Below are 24680 nucleotides of genomic sequence, written 5' to 3' on the forward strand. Positions count from 1 at the left end.
ACGGCGTACGCGGCAATTGGCTTGGTGTCTTTCGAAGGCTCTTAGCTTCTTGTTCTGCACGGGGACCATGCGCCGGCACGTCCAGCCCTAGGCAGAGAGATCGGTGAATTCGTTTCTGCTGACACTCACGGCACTGTTGATATTGGTGCTGAGCGCGCTGTTCGCGGCGCCACTCTTCGTCGATTGGAATGAGTATCGTCCTGCGATCGAAGCGCAGATGACGAAGCTCGTGGGCCGCGACGTCAAGGTGGATGGCGAGATCCAGTTGATCGTGCTGCCAGCGCCGTATCTCAAATTCGACGACATCAAGGTGGCCAACGCCGACGGCAGCCTTGAGACGCCCTTTCTCGAGGCTTCCTCCCTCGAGGCCAAGCTCAACGTTGGGACATTGCTGACCGGCAAGGTCGAGGCGCATGAGCTCACGATCATCGATCCCACGCTGAGGCTTCACGTCGACGACACGGGCGTCGGCAATTGGAGCGATCTCGGACAGCGCAAGACCGGCGCGGCCTTCGTGCCGAGCGACGTGCTTCTCGACTCCGTGCGCGTGACCGGTGGTACGCTGGAGATGTCGAAAGGTGCCGGCCCCGCCTTCGTGTTCACGAATATCGACGGTGAGGCGAGCGCCTCGTCCCTCGCAGGACCTTACAAGGTCTTGGCGGAGTACGACGTCGAAGGCAGGTCCCAGTCGATCCGTTTCTCGACCGGCATCATCGACGACAGCGGCAAGTTCCGGGTCAAGACGGCGCTGCGTGATCCCGACCGCTCGGCCACGTATCAATTGGACGGCAGCATTTCCGGCCTGCGCGACGTGCCCGCCTATGACGGCACCTTCATCATGCGCGTCTCGAAGTTCGAGACATTGAACGCGGACGATCCCGCGCAGGGCGACGCCGATCCGGAGCCGGTCCTCGAAGAAAACGAGCTCTATATCGAGCCGGCGGAAGAGCCCGTGAGTGAGGTAATTCCGGAGCCGGCGACCGAAGAGACCGCCCCACTCAGCCTGCGCGACACCGCGTCGTTTCTCGAAGTCAAAGGCCCCCTCAGCGCCACGCCCGACCGCGCCGAACTGACCGGTTTCGAATTAACGCTGCACGCGTCCGGTCGGCCGCAAATTCTCAAAGGCGATGTTGCGCTCGACTTCCGGCCGCCGTTCAAGGCGGACGCAAAGCTGGCGGCTCGCTGGATCGACTTCGATGCGCTGTTCGGCGCGGCCGGGACTGACAATCGGCCTGCGCCCGCGGCGGTCGTGCGCATGTTCGCCGACTGGGTATTGGACGAGGCTGCGAAGTTCGGGCAGGGGACGCTGTCCCTCGACGTGGAACAGGCAGGGCTTGGTGGCGATCTCGCCGGCGGGCTCGCGCTCGAGCTCGCAAGCACCGACGGCGGCGTCGCCATTGAGAAGCTGAATGCGACTCTACCCGGTGAGAATCGCGTCTCGGCCACGGGGTCCTTGCGCAAGGGCGAGTCCGGACCGCTCTTCGAGGGACCGGCCTCCATCGACGGCTCGGGTCTGCGCGCGTTGACCCGCTGGGCAGCCGGCGATCGCGCCATCACCGGACAGTCGTTCGTGGGCGACTTTTCTCTTTCCGCGGACGCCAAGGTCGGCGAGGGCGAAGTCGTCCTGTCGAATGCCAACGGCGCAGTGAGCGGCACGCCGTTCGGCGGCAACTTCCTGTACCGGTCCGGCGAGACCGATCTCATCAACATCGATCTCAAGAGTGAGCGGTTGGACTTGCGCGAAACGCTTGGCGGCGAACCGATTTGGTCCGCGTGGCTGCCGTCACAGAATGGCGAAACCACACCGCATACCCCGTCGGAAGGTGCGAGCCTCTTGAGGCAACTGCGTGGCGACGAAGTGCATGCACGCTTGGAAATTGGTGAACTCCTGCTGCCCGACATCACGCCGGGCCGGCTTGATGCGGAACTCTCTTTGACCGACGGCGACCTCGACGTCCGCTCGTTGGCGTTCATCGCGCCGGGCGCAATGGCTCTCGATGCCAAAGGGCGGATCGTCAGTGTGGCCGATGCTCCGTCCGGCCAGATCGATGTCTCGCTGCAGGCGCAGAGCACGGACAATTTGCGGGCGCTCGCGAGCCTTGTCGGATTTGGGGACCGTGTCGTGAAGTCCGAACATTTCTCGGCGCTCGCTCCCTTCGATATCCGAGCCGCGCTGGTGGCCGCGCGGGTAGGCGAAGCGACGGACGCATCGCTCGAATTGAGCGGCCAGGTCGGCGGGTCAGATCTGGCGCTCGTCGCCAAGGCAAAAGGAACACTGGCGAAGCCGCGCGACGCCGAGATCGATATTTCCGGCAGCGTCATGGGCGACAGACCGCAGGCGCTCCTTGTGTTGCTGTTCCCGGACCTGCCGCAAGACCGGCTCGCCGAGGCCGCGGGCGGCGAAGGCACGCTGTCTATCAAGGCCGTCGGCATCCCCAGTCAGCAACTCACCGGCCGTGCCGCTCTTGAAACCACCGCGCTGCAACTCGCGTTCGAGGGCAACGCCGCTTTGAAGAACGACGGGCCGGCGCTGAACGGCTTCGGCTCCGTGGCGACGACCGATGCGAGCTTGGCGCTGCCGTTGCTGGGCCTGGACCCGCCGCCGAGTGCGCTCGGCGTACCGCTCTCGGTCAACGCCAATGTTGCGGCTGCGTCCGGCAAGGTCGACCTCGAGCAGGTCAAGGCGACGGTCATGGAGCAGCCGATCGAGGGCGCCGCGCATTTCGACAGCACGGGCGACGTCACCGAGTTCGACATCACCGCGCGCGCGGAGCGTATCTCTGTTCCCGCATTGCTGGGTCTCCTCGTGGCCTGGGAACGGGCCGAGTCCACGGAGGAAATGCTGGGGTCCGTCGATGGCGATGCCGCGACGGTCTGGCCCGCACGCGGCATCGCTCTCGGACTTCTGGAGAAAGCGGAAGGCAGCCTCGCGCTCAGCGCAAAGACGCTGTCCCTCGGCGAGCCGTTTCAGGTGACCGACGGAAAACTCAAGGCGACGGTGGATCGCGGTACGCTGGCCATCGAGTCGATCGACGGCGGCTTGTTCGGCGGCACGCTCGCCGGTTCCGGCACGCTGTCGCCCCGAGGCAGCGGCGCGGCCCTGACGGCAAGAGCCGACCTCGAGCAAGGCAGCCTTGCCGCGCTGAGCGAGGCGATTGCCGGTACGGCGCTTGCTCAAGGCGCATTCGATCTATCGTTCGACGTCGCGGCTGACGGTTTGAGTCCACCGGGAATTGTCGCCGATCTCGACGGTAACGGCGTGCTGACTCTTGGGGCTGGCGAACTGACCTCGTTCACCGCGGCACCCTTGCGGCAAATCGCGGCCAAGGCGGCGTCGAGCAATGTGGCCGCCACCGCGGAACAGATCGACGCCGATGCCGAGAGCATTCGGGCCGAGCTCCGGCAAGGGCGCTACACCTTCGAACCTGCGACGCTCAACTTCGAGGTGAAGAACGGCACCGTCCGCTTCGCGCCGGCAAGCCTTGTGAGCAAGGACGTTGAGACGGCGCTCAAGACCTATGTGGACCTCGTCGGTCTCAAGCTCGACAGCGAGTGGCAAATGCGGCTGACTTCTGCGCGCGCTGCGACCGTGCCGCCGCTGACAGTGGTCTTCGCTGGCCCGCTCGATGATGCGGGCACGATCTCGCCGGCGGTCGGTACCGCCGCGATCGAGAGCAAGCTCACCATCGATCGCCTGCGTGAGGATGTCGAACGGCTCGAGTCGCTTGACGTCTCCGGAGGCCGTGCGACCAGCGATGCGCAGTCGGAAGCCGCCGCGAGAGAAGCTGCTGCCAAGGAAGCAGCTGAAAGGGAGGCCGCTGAAAGAGCGGCGGCCGAAGCAGAAGCGAAAGCCGCTGCCGAGCGCGCTGAAGCTGCCCGTATCGCCGCAGAGAAAGAGGCGGCGGAGACAGCGGCGCGCGAGAGGGCCGAGGCCCGCGCCGCCCAACAGAAAGCAGCTGCTGAAAAGGCAGCTCAAGAGCAGGCCGCGCGAGAAGCAGAGGCTGCCGCTCAGAAAGCGGCTGCCGAGCGGGCTGCAGCGGATAAAGCCGCGGCGGCTGAAGCAGCAGAACAACGCGCGGCGGCAGAGGAGCGTGCCGCGGCGGAGAAGGCTGCGGCCGACCAAGCGCTCGCCGAGGCGGAAGCCCGGGCCGCGGCCGAAGCCCGTGCAGCCGCCGAAGCGAAAGCCGCAGCAGAGCTGGAAGCGGCCAAACGCGCCGCCGCCGAAGCCCGGGCCGCGGCCGAGAAAGCCGCTCAAGAAAGAGCGGCGGCCGAAGCCAGAGCAGCCGCCGAAGCGAAAGCCGCAGCAGAGGCGAGAGCCGCCGCGGAACAGGCTGCCGCGGCACGTGCGGCAGCGGAGGCCCGCGCCGCGGCGGAGCGCGCCGAGCGGGAGCGCATCGAGGCGGAGGCGAGAGCCGCAGCCAGCGCCGCGGCCCAAACCAACGCCCCGACTGAAGCGAATGCGGCCGCGTCTGTTCCCAACGAGTTCCTGCCGCCGCTGCCGACCCACGCACCGGCCAACGACAATGCCGAGCCTGGCGATCCGATTGCGGATCTTCTCGAGGATGGCACGGCGGCCGAAGACGCCGAGGCGGAGGAAGCGCCCGTCGCCGCGCCACCCCAGCGCAAGCGCCGCCGGGTCATCCGCCGGTCTCGACGTGACGATTGGCGCCGTAACTACGGTCCCTTCGGTGGATTGTTCGGCGGCCGCTAGCCGGCGCCTCTAGGAGGTCTGCTGTTTGCGCGCGTCTTTCATACGCGCCAGCACGTAGAGGCGCAGCGCGGCCGAGAGACTGGTCCCGTCGCCGCGCTCCGTCCGCTCCTGATCGATTTCGCCGACGAGCTCCGCTATCGACTTGCCCTGATCCCGCGCTATTTCCGTCAGCGCGTCCCAGAACGGTTGTTCCAGAGAGACGCTCGTCCGGTGCCGGGCGATGGTGAGCGAGCGCTTGTTGCGGGCCTTGTTGCGGGCAGTGGCCATCGGTGCGGGTGCCGCTACTTTTTGGGAGCGACCATCTCCTCGGGGCGGACAAGCCGGTCGAAATCTTCCTCGGCGACGTGACCGAGCCGAACCGCCTCTTCCTTCAGCGTGGTCCCGTTCTTGTGCGCGGTCTTCGCGATCTCGCTCGCGTTGTCATAGCCGATATGGGGCGCGAGTGCGGTCACCAGCATCAAGGACCGTTCCATGTGCTCGGTAATACGCTCCCGGTTGGCTTTGATGCCGACCACGCAGTTCTTGTTGAAGCTGTCGGCCACGTCGGCCAGCAGCCGGACCGACTGCAGCAGAGCGTAGGCTAGGACCGGCTTGAACACGTTGAGTTCGAAGTGCCCCTGACTGCCCGCGAATGCGACGGTGGTCTCGTTCCCGAACACGCGCGCGCAAACCATGGTGACCGCTTCGCATTGGGTCGGGTTCACCTTGCCCGGCATGATCGACGAGCCGGGTTCATTTTCCGGCAGCAGCAATTCGCCAAGACCCGAGCGCGGTCCCGATCCGAGCAGCCGAATGTCGTTCGCGATCTTGAACATGGCAGTTGCGACGGCCGTCAGGGCGCCGTGGGTAAACACATAGGCGTCGTTTCCGGCCAGCGCCTCGAACTTGTTCTCGGCCGGGACGAAGGGAAGCTTCGTCAATTCCGCCATCTTGCGGGCAAAGATCTCCGCGAAGTCCGGATGGCTATTCAGCCCTGTCCCGACGGCAGTACCGCCCTGCGCCAGCGCATAGAGGCCCGGCAGGGTCAATTTGAGCCGCTTGATGCCGAGATCGATCTGGGCCGCATAGCCGCCGAATTCCTGGCCGAGGGTAAGGGGGGTCGCATCTTGCATGTGAGTTCGGCCGATCTTCAGAATGTCCTGAAAGGACTCGGCTTTTTCCTTGAGCGCGGCGTAGAGCCGGGACAAGGCCGGATCCAGCCGGTAGGCGATCTCCTCAGCCGCGGCCACGTGCATGGCCGTCGGGAAGGTGTCGTTCGAGGATTGGCCCATATTGACGTGGTCGTTGGGATGAACCGGTTTTTTCGTGCCCAATTCCCCGCCGAGGATCTCGCTGGCCCTGTTCGCGATGACCTCGTTGAGGTTCATGTTGGTCTGGGTCCCGGACCCGGTCTGCCACACCACGAGCGGGAAATGCCCTTCCATCTTGCCGTCGATGATCTCGGTCGCGGCGGTGGCAATCGCCTCGGCCAGCGTGGAATCAAGGCGTCCGAGCTCCTGATTCGTGAGCGCCGCGGCCTTCTTGACCAGGGCCATGGCGCGGATCATGGGTTCCGGCATCCGCTCGTCGCCGATCTGGAAATTTTGGCGCGAACGCTGGGTCTGCGCGCCCCAATAGCGGTCGCCGGGGACCTCAATCGGCCCAAAGGCATCCGTCTCTGTACGCGGTGCGGACTGAGGATTCGGGGCGTCGGCTGCAGACATGGGCGAGATTTCCTTTTTGTAACTTGGAGATTGGTCGAGGAGCGGGTTTCTGGAATCCTTGGCCTGCCGGCGACCGGACAATCTGAGCCTAACGCTATACCATTGCGGCGAGGGATGAGAGAACCTGGGATGTGGCGGCGTTCGCCACGGTGGCGGTGAGGGCGCGGGGTCTGGGAAGGCCATGGCGCCTGACGAGGAGGGTGTGTGACGGCGGCGTCCAGTAAGATCGTGCTGCCTCAGTCGAAGACAGTGCAAGCTTGCGAAACTTATGCCCGTTTCGCGGCCGTGGTGGTCTGCGTCATCGGCGAGGTCGTGCTGGCCGCATGGATCGGCATCTTCCCCGAGCGCTTCCTGCCGAGCCTGGTCGGCATGCCGCCCGTCGCGGCGCTGGGCGTTATCCTCGCCGGGCTCGGCCTCTTGAGCTTCACGTACCGGCGGATCCGCTTCCTTTCGAGGACGATCGGCCTCGTGCTGGCCTTGTTCGGGCTCTTGATGTTCGGCCAGGGGGCCTTCGGCGATATGGGGCTGAACACGTTCCTGATCCCGGACGAGGCGATCCCGCAGGCTCATCTGAGCCATGAGTTCTCCTTCGCCCAAGCCGCACCGGCCGCGCCACTTCCGGTCCCCGGGGGGACGTCGCCCGGGATATTGATGGCACTCATCCTCTTCGGCGTAGCGCTGTTCTATGCCGACCATCACCGCGTGGCGCCTTCGGTTCTCAGCCAAGTGCTGACGCTCGTCTTGCTCGCCCAGGTCCTGCTCGTGGTCACGGGTGCGGCCTATGGCGTGGACATGGAGGGCGATCCGTTCCCGTTCATGCGTCTCACGGTCTATGGCGTGATCGCGTTCGTCTTGCTGGCGACAGGGCTGATCTTGGCGTCCCCGGAACGGGGCATTGCATCCGCGATCCTCGAGCAATCGCCTGCGGGTGAGATGCTGCGCCGGCTCCTGCCGGGGATCCTGGCGGTCCCGCCCGTGCTGGGATGGTTTGCGCGGGAGGCCGAAGTCAATGCGCTGTACGACAGCGCCGCGACCCTGGTGATCTTTGCCGTGGCCAGCATTGTCGTGCTCGCCCTGTTCGCCTGGACGGCCCTCGGGGCCGTGCGCCGGGCCGATAGCGGCAGGCAGGTGGCACTCATGGATTTGCGCGGTCAGCGCGAGTGGCTCTCGACGACACTGGGCTCGATCGGCGATGGCGTGATCGCGACCGACCCGAGCGGAAGCGTGCTGCTCCTCAACAGGGTCGCTGAGGAATTGACGGGTTGGCCGGCGTCGGAAGCGCGCGGACGGCCGATCTGGGTCGTGTTCCGTGTCGTGGATGAGGAAACGCGCAAACCGGTGGACGACCCGGCATTGAGAGCGTTGCGCGAGCGCGAGGTGTCCCGCATGGAGTCCGGCGCCATGCTCCTGACGCGCGACGATCGCGAGCTGCCGGTTGAGCATTCCGGCGCACCGATCATCGGGCAGGACGGCTCGCTTGCCGGCGCCGTTCTCGTGTTCCGCGACGTCACCGAACGCCGGCGTGCCGCACAGCGCCAAACAATGCTGGTCGGCGAACTGAACCACCGGGTCAAGAACGCGCTGGCCATTGTGCAATCACTCGTCCAGGCCAGTCTGCGCCAGGCCAAGGATCCGACGACGCAAGCCATGGCCCGCACTTTGGCCGAGCGACTGCGCGCCCTGCACCGGGCTCACGACCTGCTGCTCGAATCCCGATGGTCCGGCGCGAGCTTGAAAGCGATGGTGGAACGCGAACTCGAGCCCTACAAGCGAGAGGGTGGCCCCAAGGTCGTGATCAAGGGATCGGACGTCCTGCTGCCACCGCAATGCACGTCGATCCTCGCCATGACGCTGCACGAGCTCGCCACCAACGCGGTGAAATACGGTGCCCTGTCGCAGAACGACGGACAGCTCAACGTTGCCTGGAAGACACAGCGGCGAAACAGGCTCGTGCTCGTGTGGGAAGAGAAGGGCGCGCCCATGGTGCCGAAGCCCACGGCCCGCAAAGGGTTCGGGACGCAACTCATCGATCAGGGCATACGCCACAATCTCGGCGGCGAGACCAAGACCGAATTTCGCAAGTCCGGCCTCTATGTGGAACTGAGCGTACCCTTGACGCCGTCCAACGAACCGCGCGCCGCTCCCGACACGGTTCACGCGCCTGCCGCCTAGTAGCCCTATTCCAGAACGCTGATTTCCTCGTTGGCGTGGCGGAGACGCTCGGAGAATTCGCGCGTCAGATTGCCGAGAATGGTGATCATCACGTTGGGGTGTTCTGCGGCAAGCTCGTGCAGCTCTTCGACACCGAGCCCGTAGCAGATCACTTTCTCGTTCGCGATCACGTCGGCGGAGCGCGTACCGCCGTCGAGCAGCGCCATCTCCCCGAACGTGAGGCCGGGCCCGATCGAGGCGACGCGCTTGTGCCGCCCGGGCTTGTCGTGAAGCTTGATCTCGACACTGACCGTCCCGCGCGCAAGCACGAAGAAGAGCTTCGCAGGATCGCCCTCGCGCATGATGACGTCGCCCTTGTCGAAGACGAGGGGCCGCACGATCCCTTCGACCAAACGGCATTCCTCGACCGTGAGACCGTCGAACAGGTTGATCTGATTGAGCGAGAACTTGGTGCCGACACTGGAGCCCTTGCCGGCCAGAAGCTGATCCTCGCACCACTCCAGCGCAGCGTCCGCATCGCGGAACTGGCGCAAGGCGTGGCCTTCCGCCGTCTCGGACAGCACGCGCGTCAGCCGGTCGAGCGATCCTTCGGTGTCGATGGACGCAAAGACGAGCTCGGTGCCGCTATTGGCCATCGCGCGCACCGCACGGCCGATCAGTTTGCAGGCTGCGTTGTCGGCATGATGGACGCGCTTGAAATCGACGACGATGTATTTCGAGTTCTCGGCGAGCTCAGTGAGCTTGCGCAGGAGTTGCTCGGTCGAGCCGAAGAAGAGGGCGCCTTGCGCCTCGAGCACAGCGATCTTGCGCCCTTCCTCCGCGAGGAGTGTGCGCTCCTCCAGCGTGCGCAGCCGGTTCGACCGGACCAGATCGGCGCGATAATCACGGCGCAGAACGCTGCGGACGTTCGTGTGGTTGTAGAAGGAGTGGAGCTGGAACTCCCGTGACATGTCCTGGCACACCGCAATGCCGCGGACGCTGTTTCCTTGGCTGTCGATCGGGGGCGCGTAAACGCAGATTCCGATCTGCCCGGGGATCGCAGCGATGATGCATCCCGACACGCCGCTCTTTGCTGGCATGCCGACTTCGTAGGCCCATTCCCCGGCATAGTCGTACATGCCGCAAGAGTTCATCACCGTGAGGACGTCGCGCACATATTGGGTATCGAAGATCTTGTGATCGGTCACGGGATTCGTGCCGTCATTGGCCAGCGTCGCCGCCATGACGGCCAGATCGCATGCGGTGACGCTGAGCGCGCACTGGCGGAAGTAGAGTTCGAGCACCTCCTCCGGGTCGTGCTCGATCATGGCCGTGTTGAGCATCATGTAAGCGATGGCGCGGTTGCGGTGGCCGGTCGCCAACTCCGACTTGTAGACAGCTTCGTCGATGTCGATTTTGCGCGCGGCGAGGCTCGAGAACAGTTCGAGCATATTGTTGGTGCGCTGCTTCAGCGTGTCGCCCTGCATCATCTCGGCAACCGCGATCGCGCCTGCGTTCACCATGGGATTGAAGGGCCGGTTGGCGGCCTCGTCGAGGACGATCGAGTTGAAGGCTTCACCCGTCGGCTCCACGCCGACCTTCTGCAGGACGCGCGGACGCCCGTGGTGCTGCAGGGCGTAGCCGTACATGAACGGCTTGGAGACGGATTGGATCGTGAACGGCACACGGGCGTCGCCCACCGTGTAGAGCTGGCCGTCCACCGTGGCGATAGCGATGCCGAACAGCGTCGGATCGACCTTGCCGAGTTCGGGGATATAGTCCGCCGGCGCGCCGCCCTCGATCTTCGAGACACGTGCGTGGATCTCGTTCAGGTAGTCCTGAATAGGCGCAAGAGCCCCGCCGTCCGCGTTAGGCGCGCCGCGGATGAGATCAAGTTTATTCACGTACGCGTCTCCCCAGCCGATGCGTGACTCCGCTTCCCGCGAGCATCAATCAGAAATCATGCCATGTCGACTGTCGCGCCAATTGGGCGCCCCGGCCGTGTCGCACGTGCCGTGATGGCTAATGTATGGGCATGGCGCGTCCGGGAACGCCTAAGAAAGCAGCGGGTTCTCGGAGTTGCTACTTCTTGCGGAAATTATCGAGCTGCACGACCTCGGCCGGAGGCCGGGACATCACCACCTCGACCGGCTCGGTTTCGGTAGCTTCTTCGGCCGGTGGCTCCGTACCCGGACGGTCGTCGGTCTGGTCGCTCACCACGTCGGGCAGGGCCGAGGCCATGTGCTGGCGCGCCGAGTCGTTGGCTGCGCCCGGCTTTCCGAACTGGAGACCGAATTGCGCCGACGGATCGTAGAAGGCTTTCACGGCGCTGAAGGGAATCACCAGCCGTTCGGGCACATTGGCGAAGGACAGCTTCACTTCGAAGCGCTCGTCCCACACGAACAGGTCCCAGAATTGGTACTGGAGGACGATTGTCATCTCCTCCGGGTACTGTTCCTTCAGGCGTTTGGAGATGGAAACGCCTTCGGCGCAAGTGTCGAAGGCGATGTAGAGATGGTGTTCGCCGGGGAGCCCATCGCGTTGGACTTGTGTCAGAACTTCGCGAACGACGCCCCGCAGAGCGTCCTGTGTCAGAAGATCGTATCGAATTCCATCGTCTGCCATGTAATGGCGCCGCTCCATTTTTGGCGACGTAGGCAGTCCACCCCGTCAGAAGTGGAGGGCTTCTGTTGCCCGGTGCCCTCCGAAACCGCGCCTAACCTCTGCGAGGAAGCTAGGGCTTCAATTTAGGCTATCGCGCCGCATTACGCAGCGAGACGTGCCTCCGCATAGTTGTCATTGGCAACTATAAGGTTCGGCCCGATAACGGCGGATACCATGCCGAGCGAAAGTACGACCTTTACACCCTCGTCGATCCTATTTCGGCCCCGCCACGTTTCAGTCGTTACCGACTTTACGTCGCAAGTCCCATGCCACAGTTCCCTGGTCCGCACGTCATGTGCGCGAGAGACTGAAACCTGGTGGAGCCGCCGGGTACCGCCCCCGGGTCCGAATGGTTTATTACGTCAACCGTTTATCGCCATAGTCGGCCGAAGCCGACACCACATATATAAGCCCCAAAGAGGTTAATTGGAAGATCGGGAGGTGGATAACCCTCAATCTTCACCCCATGAATAGGCTTGTCGCACAGTGGGTTGGCAGAGCCGGATCGGATACGCTAGTCGCGTTCCATCTTTATGACGCGGCCCGTGGTGGCATCCACGTGCATCTCGATATCATCGCCGCGGGCATCCTCACCCTCGACTTTCCAGATATTCCTTCTGCGCTTGTATTCGATCTCTTCGAGGTCGACGATACCGCGGTCGAAGGCCATCTGCCGGACCTTCTCGATGCTGATGCTCTGGGCATAAGCGGTGGCGGAGAGGACACCGAGGGTGGTGCAGGCCGCAAGGCCGAGGACAACTGTCAGACGACGCATTGAATGCTCCTTCTACAAGGTCTATCGACAAAGTAGCGAGCCCGGCCTGTGAGTCTCGGCATTCCGGACTTCCGTCAATATAGGGACACTCAGACGTTGCGCCAATATCTCGACCTTCTGTCTCATGTCCGCCATACGGGCCTCCGCAAGGAGGACCGGACCGGCACCGGCACACTGAGCCTGTTCGGGGCACAAATGCGCTTCGACTTGAGCGAGGGGTTCCCGCTCATGACCACCAAGAAGCTGCATGTGAAATCGATCATCCATGAGCTTTTGTGGTTCCTGCAGGGCTCGACGAATATTCACTATCTCAAGGAACATGGCGTCAGGATTTGGGACGAGTGGGCCGACGAGAACGGCGATCTCGGGCCGGTCTACGGCAAGCAGTGGCGCTCATGGCCGACCCCGTCGGGGGGCGAGGTCGATCAGATCGCGGCTCTGGTCGAGGGCATCAAGCAGAACCCCAATTCGCGGCGCCATATCGTCAGCGCCTGGAATGTCGGCGAGATTCCCAACATGGCGCTCCCGCCCTGCCACTGCCTGTTCCAGTTCTACGTGGGCGGCGGGCGGCTGTCGTGCCAGCTCTACCAGCGATCCGCCGACATCTTCCTCGGCGTTCCCTTCAACATCGCGTCCTACGCGCTTCTCACGCATATGGTCGCGCAGGTCACCGGGCTCGAGCCGGGCGACTTCGTGCACACGTTCGGGGATGTGCATCTTTATCTGAACCATCTGGAGCAGGCCGACGAACAGCTTTCGCGGGAGCCACGGCAGCGGCCGCGGCTCGATATCAATCCCGAAGTGACGTCGCTGTTCGACTTCGTCTACGACGACTTCAAGATTGTCGGCTACGACCCCCATCCGGCGATTCGCGCCGAGGTGGCGGTTTGACCCAAGAGCCAGCGGAGGGTTCCCCGGCCATCGCCTTGGTCGTCGCCATGGGCGAGAATCGGGCGATCGGCCTGAATGGCGGGCTGCCCTGGCACTTGCGGTCCGACATGAAATTCTTTCGCAGCGTGACCATGGGCAAACCGGTCGTCATGGGGCGCTTGACCTTCGAATCGCTGCCGCGGGTCCTCGATGGCCGTCTCAACATCGTCATGACCCGGAACGGCTCTGTCACGGCGCCCGGCGTCGTCGTGGTGCGGGACCTTGCAGCGGCGCTGGACGAGGCGCGCCGTTGGGCCGCGAAAGAGGGCGCCGACGAAATTGCCGTGATCGGCGGGGAGGCGGTCTTCGCCGAGGTCCTGCCGCAGGCCGACCGGATCTATCTCACCGAGGTCCACGCCGCCCCGGAGGCTGACACCTGGTTCCCGGAACTCGACCCGGACGCGTGGCGGGAAGTTTCGCGGGAAGCTTTCGAGGCCGGCCCGAAGGACGACTACGATTTCAGCATCGTGGTCCTGGAGCGGGTTTGACCGAATAGGGCCGCCTTCGATTGCGTGCCCTTTGGTCCTGGCTTATAACCTCACGGATTCTTGTCGCGTTTCCGCCATTTGGTGCGCCTAGTTTCCCTGCAGTAGGCGCGGCTAAATCACGGCGGCTTTGCGCGAAAGCCCCCTCAGCAATCAGGACGAGATACAATATGCCTTGGAGCAATCAGAGCGGCGGTGGCGGCAATAACGGGCCCTGGGGCCCGCGGCCGGGCGGTCCCGGCGGTGGCAGCCAGCAACCTGATCTGGAAGACATTCTGCGCAAAAGCCAAGACAAGCTGCGCCAGGCCATGCCCGGCGGCGGCGGTGGCTGGCTGCTGCCAGGCGTCCTGGCCGTGCTCGTCGCCGTTGTGATCGGGTTTTTCGGTTTCTTCGTCCGGGTGAACACGGACGAGGTCGGCATCGTTCTCCGCTTCGGCGAGTATGTACGCCAGCTTCCGCCCGGCCTGCATGTCCGCCTGCCGTATCCCATCGAGGAGGTTCTGCTTCCGAAGGTGACGCGCGCCAACCGTATTGAGATCGGTATGCGCTCCGCTCAAGGCGGCGGGCTTTCGGTACGGGATGTGCCCGAGGAGAGCCTGATGCTCACGGGCGACGAGAACATCGTCGATATCGATTTCGTCGTCGTCTGGAAGATCAGCGACGCACCCGACTATCTCTTCAACATCCAGAATCCCGAAGGCACCGTGAAAGACGTCTCGGAGAGCGCCATGCGTGAGATCGTCGGCCAGAGCGACATCGAGCCGATTCTGACGTCGTCTCGCGCCGAGACCGAAGGCAAGGTGCAAGAGCTCATTCAGCGTACGCTCGACGGCTACAAGGCCGGCATCGAGATCACGCAGGTTCAGCTTCAGAAGGTCGATCCGCCAGCGCAAGTCATCGATGCGTTCCGCGACGTGCAGGCGGCCCGTGCCGACGAGGAGCGTTTGCAGAACGAGGCGCAAGCCTATGCGAACCGGGTCGTCCCGGAAGCCCGCGGTGAGGCCGAACGGATCCTCCAAAACGCCCAAGGCTATCGCGATCAGGTCATCGCCGAAGCAAAGGGTGAGGCAGAGCGCTTCGAGAAGGTACTGCAGGAATACGAGAAGGCGCCCGACGTGACGCGGCAGCGCATCTTCATCGACACGATGAAGGAGGTCTTCTCCAACACCGACAAGATCATCATCGACAAGGATGGCGGCGGTGGCGTGGTGCCTTATTTGCCGCTCACGGAGTTGCAGAAGAGGCCGCCGCAATCGCCGGCGTCGTCCACGCCGGCTCCCTCGCTCCAGACGGGAGGGCAGCAGTAATGAAAAAGGCAACTCTGACGCTCATTCTGCTGCTGTTCGGCATCTTGGCCATCGGCGCCTATCTGACGCTGTTCACCGTTTACCAGACGCAGCAGGCGCTGGTTCTCGAGTTCGGTAAGGCGAAGCGGGTCATCGATGACCCGGGTCTGAACTACAAGATCCCGTTCATTCAGAACGTGGTCTTCTTCGACAAGCGGCTGCTCGATTTGGATTCGGCACCGCAGGAAGTCATTGCCGCCGATCAGAAGCGCCTCGTCGTCGACGCGTTCGCGCGTTGGCGCATCACCAATCCGCTGCTGTTCTACCAATCGGTGGACAACGAGTTCAACGCACGGACGCGGCTCAGCGACTTCCTCGAAGCCGCCCTCCGCCGTGTCCTCGGTTCGGCGAGCTTCGAAGCCGTCGTGCGAGACGACCGCAACGAGCTGATGCGGAGGATCACCAACGAGATGAACGAGAACGCCCAGAAGTTCGGCATGACGGTTGTCGATGTCCGGATCAAGCGGGCGGATCTTCCGGAGGCCAACAGCCTCGCCATCTTCCGCCGGATGCAGACGGAACGTCAGCGCGAGGCCGCGGAGATCCGAGCCGAGGGTGAGGAAGCGTCCCGCCGCATTCGCGCCGACGCCGACCGTCAGGTGACGGTGGTGAAGGCCGAAGCGACCGGCGAATCCGAGCGGATTCGCGGTGCGGGCGACGCGGAGAAGAACCGCGTCTTCGCCGAGGCGTTCGGCAAGGACCCCGACTTCTTCGCCTTCTACCGCTCCATGCAGGCCTACGAGAGCGCCTTGCAGTCTGGCGATACGCGGATGCTTCTGAGCCCCGATTCGCAGTTCTTCCAGTACTTCAACGACGCTACGGGTGCCGCGCGCGGCGCTTCGTCCAGCATGCCGAAAGGGGACAAGAGCGCCGTCAGCCGGCCCTTGAATTCGACGCCCTAGGCGGGATGTAAGGGCATGAATGACCTGGGAGTGGCCATCGGTCTCGTCCTGGTGATCGAGGGCCTCATCTGGGCCCTCGCACCCCGGTTCGGGCGCCGGCTCCTGGAAGCCGCCTCGGACACACCTGAGCAGTCCTTGCGGCTGGCGGGCACGTTCGCAGTGGCGGTGGGTGTCCTCCTCGTTTGGCTGATCAGGGGCTGATCGTGGGCGGGGGCGCCGATACCATTGGCCTGCTCCCTCGTGCCTCTCGGAGCGAAACCGTGCTTCCGCAGCGCCTACGACTCTCGCTAAAATGCGCGAAACGCCCCGAGGACTCGGCGCGCTTGAGCTTGGTAAGATGACAGGAGTGCGCGAGAAGATGTCCGGACGAAACGGCCAGAACTGGGCTCGTCGTTGTCGGGACATTTGTGCCGCGATTGTCTTCAGTGCCATTGGCCTAAGCATCACCCTCGGGTTTGCCGCGCTCTTGGCGCCGTCGCCCGGTTTTGCAAAGGGTCCCGTATCCGTCGCCGACATCGCCGAGGGTCTCCAGGACGCCGTCGTCAACATCTCGACGACTCAGACCCTCAAGGAGCGGAACGGGGGCTCGCCCAATCGGAAGGGACCGAAGACCAGCCCCTTCGACGAATTGTTCGATGACTTCTTCGACGAAGAGGGCCCCGACGGTTCGCCGAGAAAGGTCAGTTCGCTCGGATCGGGTTTCGTGATCGATCCGGCGGGGCTGATCGTCACCAACAACCACGTGATCGAAGGCGCCGACGAAATCATCGTGAATTTCACCGACGGCTCCAAGCTGAAGGTCATCAAGATCCTCGGTCATGACCCGGAGACCGATCTCGCCCTCCTGCAGGTTAAACCGCGCAAGCCGCTCAAGGCGGTCACGTTCGGGGATTCCTCCATCCTGCGCGTGGGTGATTGGGTGATGGCGATCGGCAATCCCTTCGGGCTCGGCGGCAGCCTGACCGTTGGCGTCGTCTCCGCCGTCAAACGAGATATCAACGCGGGACCCTACGACGATTTCATTCAGACCGACGCGGCGATCAATCGCGGCAATTCAGGTGGTCCCTTGTTCAACATGGACGGCCAGGTCGTGGGCGTGAATACCGCAATCATCTCGCCGACGGGCGGATCGATCGGTATTGGCTTCGCGGTACCGTCCAACACGGCCGTCCGCGTCCTGAACCAGTTGAAGGAGTTCGGCGAGACGCGCCGCGGCTGGCTGGGCGTGCACGTTCAAAACATCACCGAAGAGATGGCATCGACGCTGGGCCTGGAAGAGCCGAGGGGGGCTTTGGTGGCCTCTGTCTCTCCCGAAGGACCTGCAGGGAACGCCGGAATCAAGCCGCGCGACGTTATTCTCGACTTCGGCGGACAATCCATCCGTAACATGCGCGACCTGCCGCGCGCGGTTGCAAGGGGCACGGTCGGAGCGGACGTACCCCTCAAGGTTCTTCGCGATGGGGAGATCTTGAGCCTCACAGTGACGCTCGGCCAGTTGCCAGTATCGGAGGACGACGAGGACATCGAGCCTGAAGACTCCGATGGTGCCAGAGAACTCCTTGGACTTACGATCGAGCCGTTGACGGCGGATCTGCGGGCCAAGTTCGCTATCAGCGGGACCGTTGAGGGGGTCGTGGTGACGGCGGTTGCTCCGGACAGTCCGGCGGCGAAGAAGCGCATAGAAGTCGGCGACGTCATCGTCGAGGTAACGCAGGAAGCCGTCCATCGGCCGGAGGAGGTTGTTGCCCGGCTGCGTGCCGTCGAGAAATCGGGGCGGCGCAAGATCCTGTTTCTTCTCGCGAACACGGACGGCGATTTGCGTCTCGTCAACGTCCCGATAAGCTGACCCGGCTCGCCGCCGTCGTTGCGAGCCCCAATAGTGGCCCATTGTGTTTGATGCCGTTCTCATTGCCGGACCTACCGCCAGCGGCAAGTCGGCGGCGGCCCTGGCGCTGGCCGATCGCTTGGGCGGCGCGATCGTCAACGCCGATTCCATGCAGGTCTACCGCGAGCTCGAGATATTGACCGCGCGACCCAGTGCGGCGGAGACGGCGCGTGTCCCTCACCATCTCTACGGCACCGTGCCCGGACGCGAGGCCTATTCCGTCGGGCGCTGGGCTGGCGAAGCGGCTACCGCAATCGAACAAGCGCGCGCCGCCGGACACGTGCCGATCTTGGTCGGCGGGACTGGGCTCTACTTCATGGCGCTGCTGCGAGGGCTGTCGCCGGTTCCCGACATTCCGGGCGACCTCCGGCAGCGCTGGCGCACCTTCGCGGCCACAGCGCCCGCCAGCGAACTTCACGCCGCTTTGGCGGATCGGGACCCACTCATGGCCGCACGTCTCGATCCCTCGGACACGCAGCGTCTCGTGCGCGCCCTCGAGGTCGTCGAAGCAACGGGCGTGTCGCTTGCCGAGTGGCAGGAAACGGAGGGTGAACCGGTTCTTCGTGACGAGGGTCTGCTGAAGCTCGTGGTCGCGCCGGAGCGGGATGTGATCTATGCCGCCATCGACGCCCGCTTCGACTCCATGCTCGAGCGTGGCGCGCTCGCGGAGGTCGAGGCGCTGACCAATCTCGACCTCGATCCGGGACTTCCTATCATGCGGGCTTGCGGCGTTCCCGAGCTCACATGCCATTTGGCCGGAGCTATGACCTTGGATGAGGCGGCGGAGAAGGCAAAGACGTCGAGCCGGCGCTACGCCAAGCGCCAGATGACTTGGGCGCGGCGGTTCATGGCCGATTGGACCTGGGTCCCGAACAGCGAAGCCGCCCTCGAACCAGGCCTCATGCAAGGGACAACGGAAAGCTAGACGGTCACCTGGGTGCCAATGGCGACGACCCGGTCGGTCGGCAATTGGAAATAGGCCGACGCATCGTCCGCGTTGTGCGCGAGATAGACAAAGAGCCGATCCTGCCATTGCGGCATGCCGGATCGCGGGTCCGGCCGTACGGTGCGTTGAGACAGGAAGAACGACGTCGACATGATGTCGAACTGCCAGCCTTTCCGGCGGGCGATCGCGAGAGCCTTCGGAACGTTCGGACGTTCCACGAAACCGAAATGCAATGTCATCCGCATGAACTTGTCGCTCACCGGTTCCAGCTGAACGCGGTCCTGCGGCGCGACGCGCGGGATGTCCTCGTTCTTGATGGTGAGGATGACGTTGTGCTCGTGCAGCACCTTGTTGTGCTTGAGGTTATGCAGGAGCGCAGTCGGCGCGAACTCCGGATCGGCACTCAGGAACATGGCGGTTCCTGGCACAAGATGCGGCGGTTTGCTTTCGAGGCTCTTGATCAAGGGCTCGAAGGGAACCTCGATGCGGCGGGTCTTCTGAGCCAGCAGCTTGGTGCCGCGCATCCAGGTGAGCATGACCAGGATCAGCATCATGCCGACGAGCACCGGCAGCCAAGCCCCCTCGACGAGCTTCAGCATGCTGGCCATTACGAACGCAGTATCGACGAACGTCAGGGGCGCCATCAGGGCAATCGCCCAATACAGCTTCCAGCGCCACAGCTGCCAAATGACGATGAAGCCGAGGATGCCAGCGACCCATTCGGTCGTCGCCACGGCAAGGACGTAGGCGGACGCAAGCTCACTCGACGAGCGGAACATGAACACGAGCAGCAGGACGCCGGTGAGCAGCAGCCAGTTCACGCGCGGCATGTAGATCTGGCCAGCCTGCGATTCCGACGTGTGCCGCACTTCCATGCGGGGTAGCAGGCCAAGCTGCATGGCTTGCCGTGTGATTGAGTAGGCGCCCGTGATCACGGCCTGGCTGGCGATGGCGGTCGCCATCGTCGCCAGGGCGACCATGGGATAGAGCGCCCAGTCCGGAAATAGCAGGAAGAACGGGTTCGAAAGAGCGTCCGGATGCGCAAGCACCAGCGCACCTTGACCGAAATAGTTCAGGAGCAGGGCCGGCAGCACCAGAATAAACCAAGCCGTCTGGATCGGCCGCCGGCCGAAATGTCCAAGATCGTTGTAGAGCGCCTCGGATCCGGTCACGACCAGAAACACCGCGCCAAGGGTGATGAGGCCGATCATGCCGTGGGTGAAAAGAAACTTGAGGCCGTAATAGGGGTTCAGCGCCAAAAAGATGCGTGGGTACTCGGCGATCTCGACGGCGCCTGCGATTGCGATCACCAGAAACCACACGGTGGTGATGGGCGCGAACAGAGCCGAGACACGCGCCGTCCCGTGGCTCTGCACCGAGAACAGCGCGATCAGAATAATCACGGTGATCGGGAGCACGTAGGGCTCGAACGCGTCCGTCGCGACGTTGAGGCCTTCGACGGCCGACAGTACCGACAGGGCCGGCGTGATCAGCGTGGAGCCGTAGAACATCGCCGCGCCGATAATGCCGAGGCCCAGCACGAGCGGCGTGCGTTTGCCGAGCGCGGTGAACGCGAGTGCGGTCAAGGCCAAGGTGCCGCCTTCGCCATTATTGTCTGCGCGGAGGAGCAGCACCACGTATTTCAGCGTGACGACGATAATCAGCGACCAAAAGATCAGCGACAGCACGCCGAACACGGCGGCCTCCGTGACGGCCCCGTAGGATCCGCCGGCCGCGAGGACAGCCTCGCGCAAGGCGTAAAGGGGGCTCGTGCCGATGTCGCCATAGACGACGCCGATCGACCCAAACGTCAGCGCCCAGAATGCGCGGCTCGTTATGGGCGCGTTCGTCGCCTCATGGCCGTGGCCATTGCCGTTGGCAACGGCCGGTTCTGACGATGCGGACTGCTGCATTCAGGATGTGATGAACTGGAAAAGCGTTTTCAGTTACGGGCCCACCAGAGCGTCTCAGCGCCGGCGTGGCTTTGTCCCTCTTATCGAGGTTGCCCCACTAATCGTATGAGCCTTAGGCGTATCGCCGCTCCTTGTCTAGAACGCTTGTGGGAAAAGATAGGGCCTCCTGTCGTCATATTTCCCGAACACGTAATATATTTACAATATAGACCCATTATTAGTAATTAATGCAAAGATTGGCGCGAAAAAACTTGCCATACATTCGCATTTCTCGTTGACCCTGTGACACCGAGGCCCTAGGGTGCGCGGCCTAATCCGGCACTTTTGCCATTTCGATCGAGATTAACCGGGCAGTGGTTGGTCCAGCCGCTGAGGCCCGGTTTTGTCAGTGGAAAGAGACATGTCTGCCAACGAAAACGGCGCAGCCACAATGACCGGCGCCCAGATCGTGCTTCAGGCGCTCGCAGACCAGGGTGTGGATCACATCTTCGGCTATCCGGGCGGCGCCGTTCTGCCGATCTACGACGAGCTATTTCAACAGGACCGGTTGCAGCACGTGCTGGTCCGTCACGAGCAGGGCGCGGTTCACGCGGCCGAAGGCTATGCGCGCTCGACCGGAAAGGTCGGCGTCGTGCTGGTGACGTCGGGTCCCGGCGCGACCAACGCGGTGACGGGCCTGACCGATGCGCTGATGGATTCGATTCCGGTTGTCTGCATCACGGGACAGGTGCCGACGCACCTGATCGGCAACGACGCGTTTCAGGAATGCGATACGGTCGGCATCACGCGCCCCTGCACGAAGCACAACTATCTCGTGAAGGACGTCAACCAGCTCGCCGAAGTGCTGCACGAGGCGTTTTATGTCGCCCGGTCGGGACGTCCGGGCCCCGTGGTCGTGGATATCCCCAAGGACATCCAGTTCATGACGGGCGCCTACAAGGGCGTCTCGAACTCGCAGCACAAGAGCTATGTCCCGCCACAGAAGGGCGATCAGAACGCGATCGACGCGGCGGTCGAGCTGATGATCAATGCCAAGAAGCCGGTCTTCTACACCGGTGGCGGCGTCATCAACGCGGGGCCAGCGGCCAGCGCGAGCCTGCGCGAACTCGTGCGCATGACCGGCTTCCCGATCACCTCGACGCTGATGGGTCTTGGCAGCTATCCGGCTTCGGACAAGCAGTGGCTCGGTATGCTCGGCATGCACGGGACGTACGAAGCCAACAACGCCATGCATGACTGCGATGTCATGATCTGCATCGGTGCGCGCTTCGACGACCGCATCACCGGCCGGCTCGACGCGTTCTCGCCGGACTCCAAGAAGATCCACGTGGATGTCGATCCGTCCTCGATCAACAAGAATGTCCATGTGGACATTCCGATCGTCGGCGACTGCGCCTTCGTGATCGATCAGATGATCGAGGCCTGGAAGGCCAAGAAGCCGTCCGTCGACAAAGAGGCGCACGCGCGCTGGTGGGATCAGGTCGAGACCTGGCGCAAGCGCAAATGCTTGCACTACCGGAATAAGAACGACGTTATCATGCCGCAATACGCCATCGAGCGGCTGTTTGCGCTGACGCGCGATCACGACACCTACATCACCACGGAAGTGGGCCAGCATCAGATGTGGGCCGCGCAGTATTTCCATTTCGACGACCCGAACCGCTGGATGACGTCCGGCGGCCTCGGCACGATGGGCTATGGCATTCCGGCCGCGGTCGGCGTGCAGATGGCTCACAAGGACTCGCTCGTCATCGACATCGCGGGCGAGGCATCGGTGCAGATGACCATGCAGGAGATCTCGACGGCAGTTCAGTACGATCTGCCGATCAAGATCTTCATCCTGAACAACGAGTACATGGGCATGGTTCGTCAGTGGCAGGAACTGCTGCACGGCGGGCGCTATTCGCACTCCTATAGCGAGGCGCTGCCCGACTTCGTGCGGCTGGCCGAGGCTTATCACGCCGTCGGGATCCGTGCCGAGAAGCCGGACGAGCTCGACGATGCGATCCTCGAGATGATCAAGACGCCGCGCCCTGTCATCTTCGACTGCGTGGTCGACAAGCACGCCAATTGCTTCCCGATGATTCCGAGCGGCGAAGCGCACAACAACATGCTGATGGGCGACGACCTGACGGATGAGGACATCGAGAAGGCCATCTCCGAAGAAGGCAAGGTGATGGTCTGATGGGGCAGCCTGGTTCCGCCTATTCGCTCGAGAAGCCTGTCGAGACTCTCGAGACGCACACGATCAGCGTGCTCGTGGACAACGAGCCCGGCGTGCTCGCGCGCGTGATCGGCCTGTTCTCGGGCCGCGGCTACAATATCGAGTCGCTGACCGTTTCCGAGACCGAGCACGAGGCGCATCTGTCGCGCATCACCATCGTGACCACGGGCACGCCCATGGTCATCGAGCAGATCAAGAACCAGCTGGACAGGCTGGTGCCGGTCCACTCGGTCACGGATCTCACCGTGTGCGGCGAGACCATCGAACGGGAACTAGCGCTGGTGAAGGTCGCGGGCGTCGGCGAGAAGCGCGTGGAAGCGCTGCGCCTTGCCGAAACCTTCCGCGCGAAGGCTGTCGATGCCTCGCTCGAGCACTTCGTGTTCGAGATCACGGGGCGCCAATCCAAGATTGAGCAGTTCGTCGCTTTGATGCAGCCCCTCGGCCTGATCGAGGTCTGCCGCACCGGCGTCGCGGCCATCGCCCGCGGCGCGGAGCGGATGTAGCGTCTAGGCCGTCTTGGCACCGAACCCGTTCATCAGGTAATTGGCGAGGAAGATCAGCAGGCCGGCGACAACCAGCAGCGAACCCACGACAGCAAGCGCGATTGTCGTCCCGGCCTGAGCCAGGGGAAGGCCGGCGAGAAAGACCGCGGCGCCGACGTTGTAGACGATGAAGTGAGCAGCGGCGAGGCGGCTCGCGGCCAGGGCAGGGAAACTGCGGTAGAGGAGACCGAACAGGACCATCGAGGCGAAGCCGATAAGGTTGATATGCGCGTGAAGGTGAGCTTGGTCGAAGCGCTGATGGATCCCCATCCAAATGCCGAAGCCCATGCCGAACGTGCCGTAAAGAAGTCCGATGAGAACGAACCAGCGATCTACGTTTTTCACGACTTTGCCTCTCGAGAATCAGTTGCGAGTCGGACATTGAGACCTGGGCGGAAGTCCTTGCAAAGAGAATTTTTGGGCGGCACAAACGCGCCCGAGCAACCGAAACACGAAGAGCTAAGACTAGGGGAAGAGGTATGCGTGTCTATTACGATCGGGATGCCGATCTCAATCTGATCAAGGGCAAGAAGGTCGCCATCATCGGCTATGGCAGCCAGGGCCACGCCCATGCCCTGAACATGAAGGATTCCGGCGTCGCCGAAGTGGCCATCGGCCTGCGCCCCGGCTCCAGCTCCGCTGCCAAGGCGGAAGGCGAGGGGCTGAAGGTCATGAGCGTCTCCGAGGCTGCCGGTTGGGCCGATGTGGTCATGATGCTGACCCCGGACGAGCTCCAGGCCGATATCTGGGAGAAGGAGCTCAAGCCCAATATGAAGGAAGGCTCCGCGCTCTTCTTCGCCCATGGCCTGAACATCCACTTCAACCTGATCGAGCCGCGCGCGGACATGGATGTCTGCATGGTGGCGCCGAAAGGTCCCGGCCACACGGTGCGCGCCGAGTACAAGCGCGGCGCCGGCGTGCCGTGCCTCGTCGCCATCGCGCAGGACGCCACGGGCAATGCCCACGACCTGTCGCTGTCCTACGCCTCCGCCATCGGCGGCGGCCGGGCTGGTATCATTGAGACGACGTTCCGCGAGGAATGCGAGACCGATCTGTTCGGGGAGCAGGCCGTGCTCTGCGGCGGTCTGGTCGAGCTGATGCGCAGCGGCTTCGAGACGTTGGTCGAGGCGGGCTACGCGCCCGAGATGGCTTATTTCGAAACGGTCCACGAAGTGAAGCTGATCGTCGACCTCATCTACGAAGGCGGCATCGCCAACATGAACTATTCGGTGTCGAACACCGCCGAGTACGGAGAGTATGTTTCCGGCCCGCGTGTCGTCACCGGCGACAGCAAGGCGGCCATGAAGGACGTGCTGACCGACATCCAGAACGGCACCTTCGTGAAGAACTGGATGCTCGAGAACAAGATCAACCAGCCGAGCTTCAAGGCCATGCGCGCCAAGTGCGACGGCCACGAAATGGAAGTGGTCGGCGAGAAGCTGCGCGCCATGATGCCGTGGATCGCCGAGAGCAAGATGGTCGACAAGTCCAAGAACTAGTCGC

19 protein-coding genes and 1 other RNA gene are annotated in these 24680 nt (G+C 63.4%); 12 read left to right on the forward strand and 8 right to left on the reverse strand.

Features of this window, described 5'->3' with window-relative positions; translation table 11 throughout:
• Positions 1-103: 103 nt before the first annotated feature.
• A complete protein-coding gene (locus GL4_RS16675) occupies positions 104-4711 on the forward strand; it encodes an AsmA family protein (RefSeq protein ID WP_052464226.1) in 4608 nt (1535 codons plus the stop codon).
• 9 nt (positions 4712-4720) lie between these two features.
• On the opposite strand, the gene GL4_RS07700 is transcribed toward GL4_RS16675, so the two are convergent.
• Both GL4_RS07700 and fumC read right to left on the reverse strand, forming a co-directional pair.
• Positions 4721-4978: a ribbon-helix-helix domain-containing protein gene (locus tag GL4_RS07700; protein WP_045366371.1), complete on the reverse strand. Its 258-nt coding sequence runs from the start codon at positions 4976-4978 to the stop codon at positions 4721-4723.
• A gap of 14 nt (positions 4979-4992) precedes the next feature.
• On the reverse strand, positions 4993-6414 hold the full coding sequence (gene fumC, locus GL4_RS07705) for a class II fumarate hydratase (RefSeq protein ID WP_045366374.1): 1422 nt from the start codon (positions 6412-6414) through the stop codon (positions 4993-4995).
• Positions 6415-6618: 204 nt separating this feature from the next.
• Between fumC and GL4_RS07710 the strand changes: the two genes are divergently transcribed.
• Positions 6619-8586, forward strand: a complete 1968-nt coding sequence (locus GL4_RS07710; protein WP_045366377.1) for a sensor histidine kinase — start codon at positions 6619-6621, stop codon at positions 8584-8586.
• A gap of 5 nt (positions 8587-8591) precedes the next feature.
• Here GL4_RS07710 and glsA read toward each other — a convergent pair whose 3' ends face one another.
• From glsA to GL4_RS07725, 4 genes are all read right to left on the reverse strand, one after another.
• Positions 8592-10469 carry a glutaminase A gene (glsA, locus tag GL4_RS07715; RefSeq protein ID WP_045366379.1) on the reverse strand — a complete coding sequence of 626 codons (1878 nt, stop codon included), beginning with the start codon at positions 10467-10469 and terminating at the stop codon, positions 8592-8594.
• A gap of 178 nt (positions 10470-10647) precedes the next feature.
• Positions 10648-11190, reverse strand: a complete 543-nt coding sequence (locus GL4_RS07720) for an SspB family protein (RefSeq protein WP_045369732.1) — start codon at positions 11188-11190, stop codon at positions 10648-10650.
• Between the two features lie 50 nt (positions 11191-11240).
• Positions 11241-11665, reverse strand: a transfer-messenger RNA (tmRNA) gene (gene ssrA / locus GL4_RS17190).
• A 78-nt stretch (positions 11666-11743) separates the two neighbouring features.
• Positions 11744-12004, reverse strand: coding sequence for a PepSY domain-containing protein (locus tag GL4_RS07725; protein ID WP_045366382.1), 261 nt, complete (start codon positions 12002-12004; stop codon positions 11744-11746).
• A gap of 96 nt (positions 12005-12100) precedes the next feature.
• Between GL4_RS07725 and GL4_RS07730 the strand changes: the two genes are divergently transcribed.
• The 7 genes from GL4_RS07730 to miaA all read left to right on the forward strand — a co-directional run bounded on the left by GL4_RS07730 (position 12101) and on the right by miaA (position 18477).
• A complete protein-coding gene (locus GL4_RS07730; RefSeq protein WP_045366385.1) occupies positions 12101-12895 on the forward strand; it encodes a thymidylate synthase in 795 nt (264 codons plus the stop codon).
• On the forward strand, positions 12892-13422 hold the full coding sequence (locus GL4_RS07735) for a dihydrofolate reductase (RefSeq protein ID WP_244462700.1): 531 nt from the start codon (positions 12892-12894) through the stop codon (positions 13420-13422). The genes GL4_RS07730 and GL4_RS07735 overlap by 4 nt, the downstream gene beginning before the upstream one ends.
• 167 nt (positions 13423-13589) lie before the next feature.
• Positions 13590-14726, forward strand: a complete 1137-nt coding sequence (gene hflK, locus GL4_RS07740; RefSeq protein WP_045366388.1) for an FtsH protease activity modulator HflK — start codon at positions 13590-13592, stop codon at positions 14724-14726.
• Positions 14726-15667, forward strand: coding sequence for a protease modulator HflC (hflC, locus tag GL4_RS07745; RefSeq protein ID WP_045366392.1), 942 nt, complete (start codon positions 14726-14728; stop codon positions 15665-15667). Before hflK ends, hflC begins: the two co-directional genes overlap by 1 nt.
• Positions 15668-15682: 15 nt before the next feature.
• Complete coding sequence (locus GL4_RS07750; protein WP_045366395.1) at positions 15683-15868, forward strand: DUF2065 domain-containing protein; 186 nt, start codon at positions 15683-15685, stop codon at positions 15866-15868.
• 157 nt (positions 15869-16025) lie between these two features.
• A complete protein-coding gene (locus GL4_RS07755; RefSeq protein ID WP_197539067.1) occupies positions 16026-17513 on the forward strand; it encodes a Do family serine endopeptidase in 1488 nt (495 codons plus the stop codon).
• Between the two features lie 43 nt (positions 17514-17556).
• Positions 17557-18477, forward strand: coding sequence for a tRNA (adenosine(37)-N6)-dimethylallyltransferase MiaA (gene miaA, locus GL4_RS07760; protein WP_052464227.1), 921 nt, complete (start codon positions 17557-17559; stop codon positions 18475-18477).
• Here miaA and GL4_RS07765 read toward each other — a convergent pair.
• Positions 18474-20411 carry a potassium transporter Kup gene (locus tag GL4_RS07765; protein ID WP_082025559.1) on the reverse strand — a complete coding sequence of 646 codons (1938 nt, stop codon included), beginning with the start codon at positions 20409-20411 and terminating at the stop codon, positions 18474-18476. The two genes, miaA and GL4_RS07765, sit on opposite strands and share 4 nt — an antisense overlap.
• A 400-nt stretch (positions 20412-20811) precedes the next feature.
• Between GL4_RS07765 and GL4_RS07770 the strand changes: the two genes are divergently transcribed.
• On the forward strand, positions 20812-22596 hold the full coding sequence (locus tag GL4_RS07770) for an acetolactate synthase 3 large subunit (RefSeq protein WP_045366401.1): 1785 nt from the start codon (positions 20812-20814) through the stop codon (positions 22594-22596).
• Positions 22596-23138 carry an acetolactate synthase small subunit gene (gene ilvN, locus GL4_RS07775; RefSeq protein WP_045366404.1) on the forward strand — a complete coding sequence of 181 codons (543 nt, stop codon included), beginning with the start codon at positions 22596-22598 and terminating at the stop codon, positions 23136-23138. The genes GL4_RS07770 and ilvN overlap by 1 nt, the downstream gene beginning before the upstream one ends.
• Before the next feature lie 3 nt (positions 23139-23141).
• Here ilvN and GL4_RS07780 read toward each other — a convergent pair whose 3' ends face one another.
• Positions 23142-23522, reverse strand: a complete 381-nt coding sequence (locus GL4_RS07780) for a hypothetical protein (RefSeq protein ID WP_052464228.1) — start codon at positions 23520-23522, stop codon at positions 23142-23144.
• A 134-nt stretch (positions 23523-23656) separates the two neighbouring features.
• On the opposite strand from GL4_RS07780, the gene ilvC reads away from it, so the two are divergent.
• Entirely contained in the window at positions 23657-24676 is a 1020-nt protein-coding gene (ilvC, locus tag GL4_RS07785; RefSeq protein WP_045366407.1) for a ketol-acid reductoisomerase, read from the forward strand.
• Positions 24677-24680 lie beyond the last annotated feature (4 nt).

It is taken from the genome of Methyloceanibacter caenitepidi (assembly GCF_000828475.1).
Taxonomy (GTDB): Bacteria; Pseudomonadota; Alphaproteobacteria; order Rhizobiales; family Methyloligellaceae; genus Methyloceanibacter; species Methyloceanibacter caenitepidi.

Bases quoted from the DNA above. Each gene is read 5' to 3' on its own strand.
- fumC (WP_045366374.1), bottom strand. From the start codon at position 6,414: ATGTCTGCAGCCGACGCCCCGAATCCTCAGTCCGCACCGCGTACAGAG.
- GL4_RS07770 (WP_045366401.1), top strand. From the start codon at position 20,812: ATGTCTGCCAACGAAAACGGCGCAGCCACAATGACCGGCGCCCAGATC.
- hflK (WP_045366388.1), top strand. From the start codon at position 13,590: ATGCCTTGGAGCAATCAGAGCGGCGGTGGCGGCAATAACGGGCCCTGG.
- GL4_RS07765 (WP_082025559.1), bottom strand. From the start codon at position 20,411: ATGCAGCAGTCCGCATCGTCAGAACCGGCCGTTGCCAACGGCAATGGC.
- GL4_RS07700 (WP_045366371.1), bottom strand. From the start codon at position 4,978: ATGGCCACTGCCCGCAACAAGGCCCGCAACAAGCGCTCGCTCACCATC.
- GL4_RS07750 (WP_045366395.1), top strand. From the start codon at position 15,683: ATGAATGACCTGGGAGTGGCCATCGGTCTCGTCCTGGTGATCGAGGGC.
- ilvN (WP_045366404.1), top strand. From the start codon at position 22,596: ATGGGGCAGCCTGGTTCCGCCTATTCGCTCGAGAAGCCTGTCGAGACT.
- GL4_RS07755 (WP_197539067.1), top strand. From the start codon at position 16,026: ATGTCCGGACGAAACGGCCAGAACTGGGCTCGTCGTTGTCGGGACATT.
- GL4_RS07720 (WP_045369732.1), bottom strand. From the start codon at position 11,190: ATGGCAGACGATGGAATTCGATACGATCTTCTGACACAGGACGCTCTG.
- ilvC (WP_045366407.1), top strand. From the start codon at position 23,657: ATGCGTGTCTATTACGATCGGGATGCCGATCTCAATCTGATCAAGGGC.
- hflC (WP_045366392.1), top strand. From the start codon at position 14,726: ATGAAAAAGGCAACTCTGACGCTCATTCTGCTGCTGTTCGGCATCTTG.
- GL4_RS07725 (WP_045366382.1), bottom strand. From the start codon at position 12,004: ATGCGTCGTCTGACAGTTGTCCTCGGCCTTGCGGCCTGCACCACCCTC.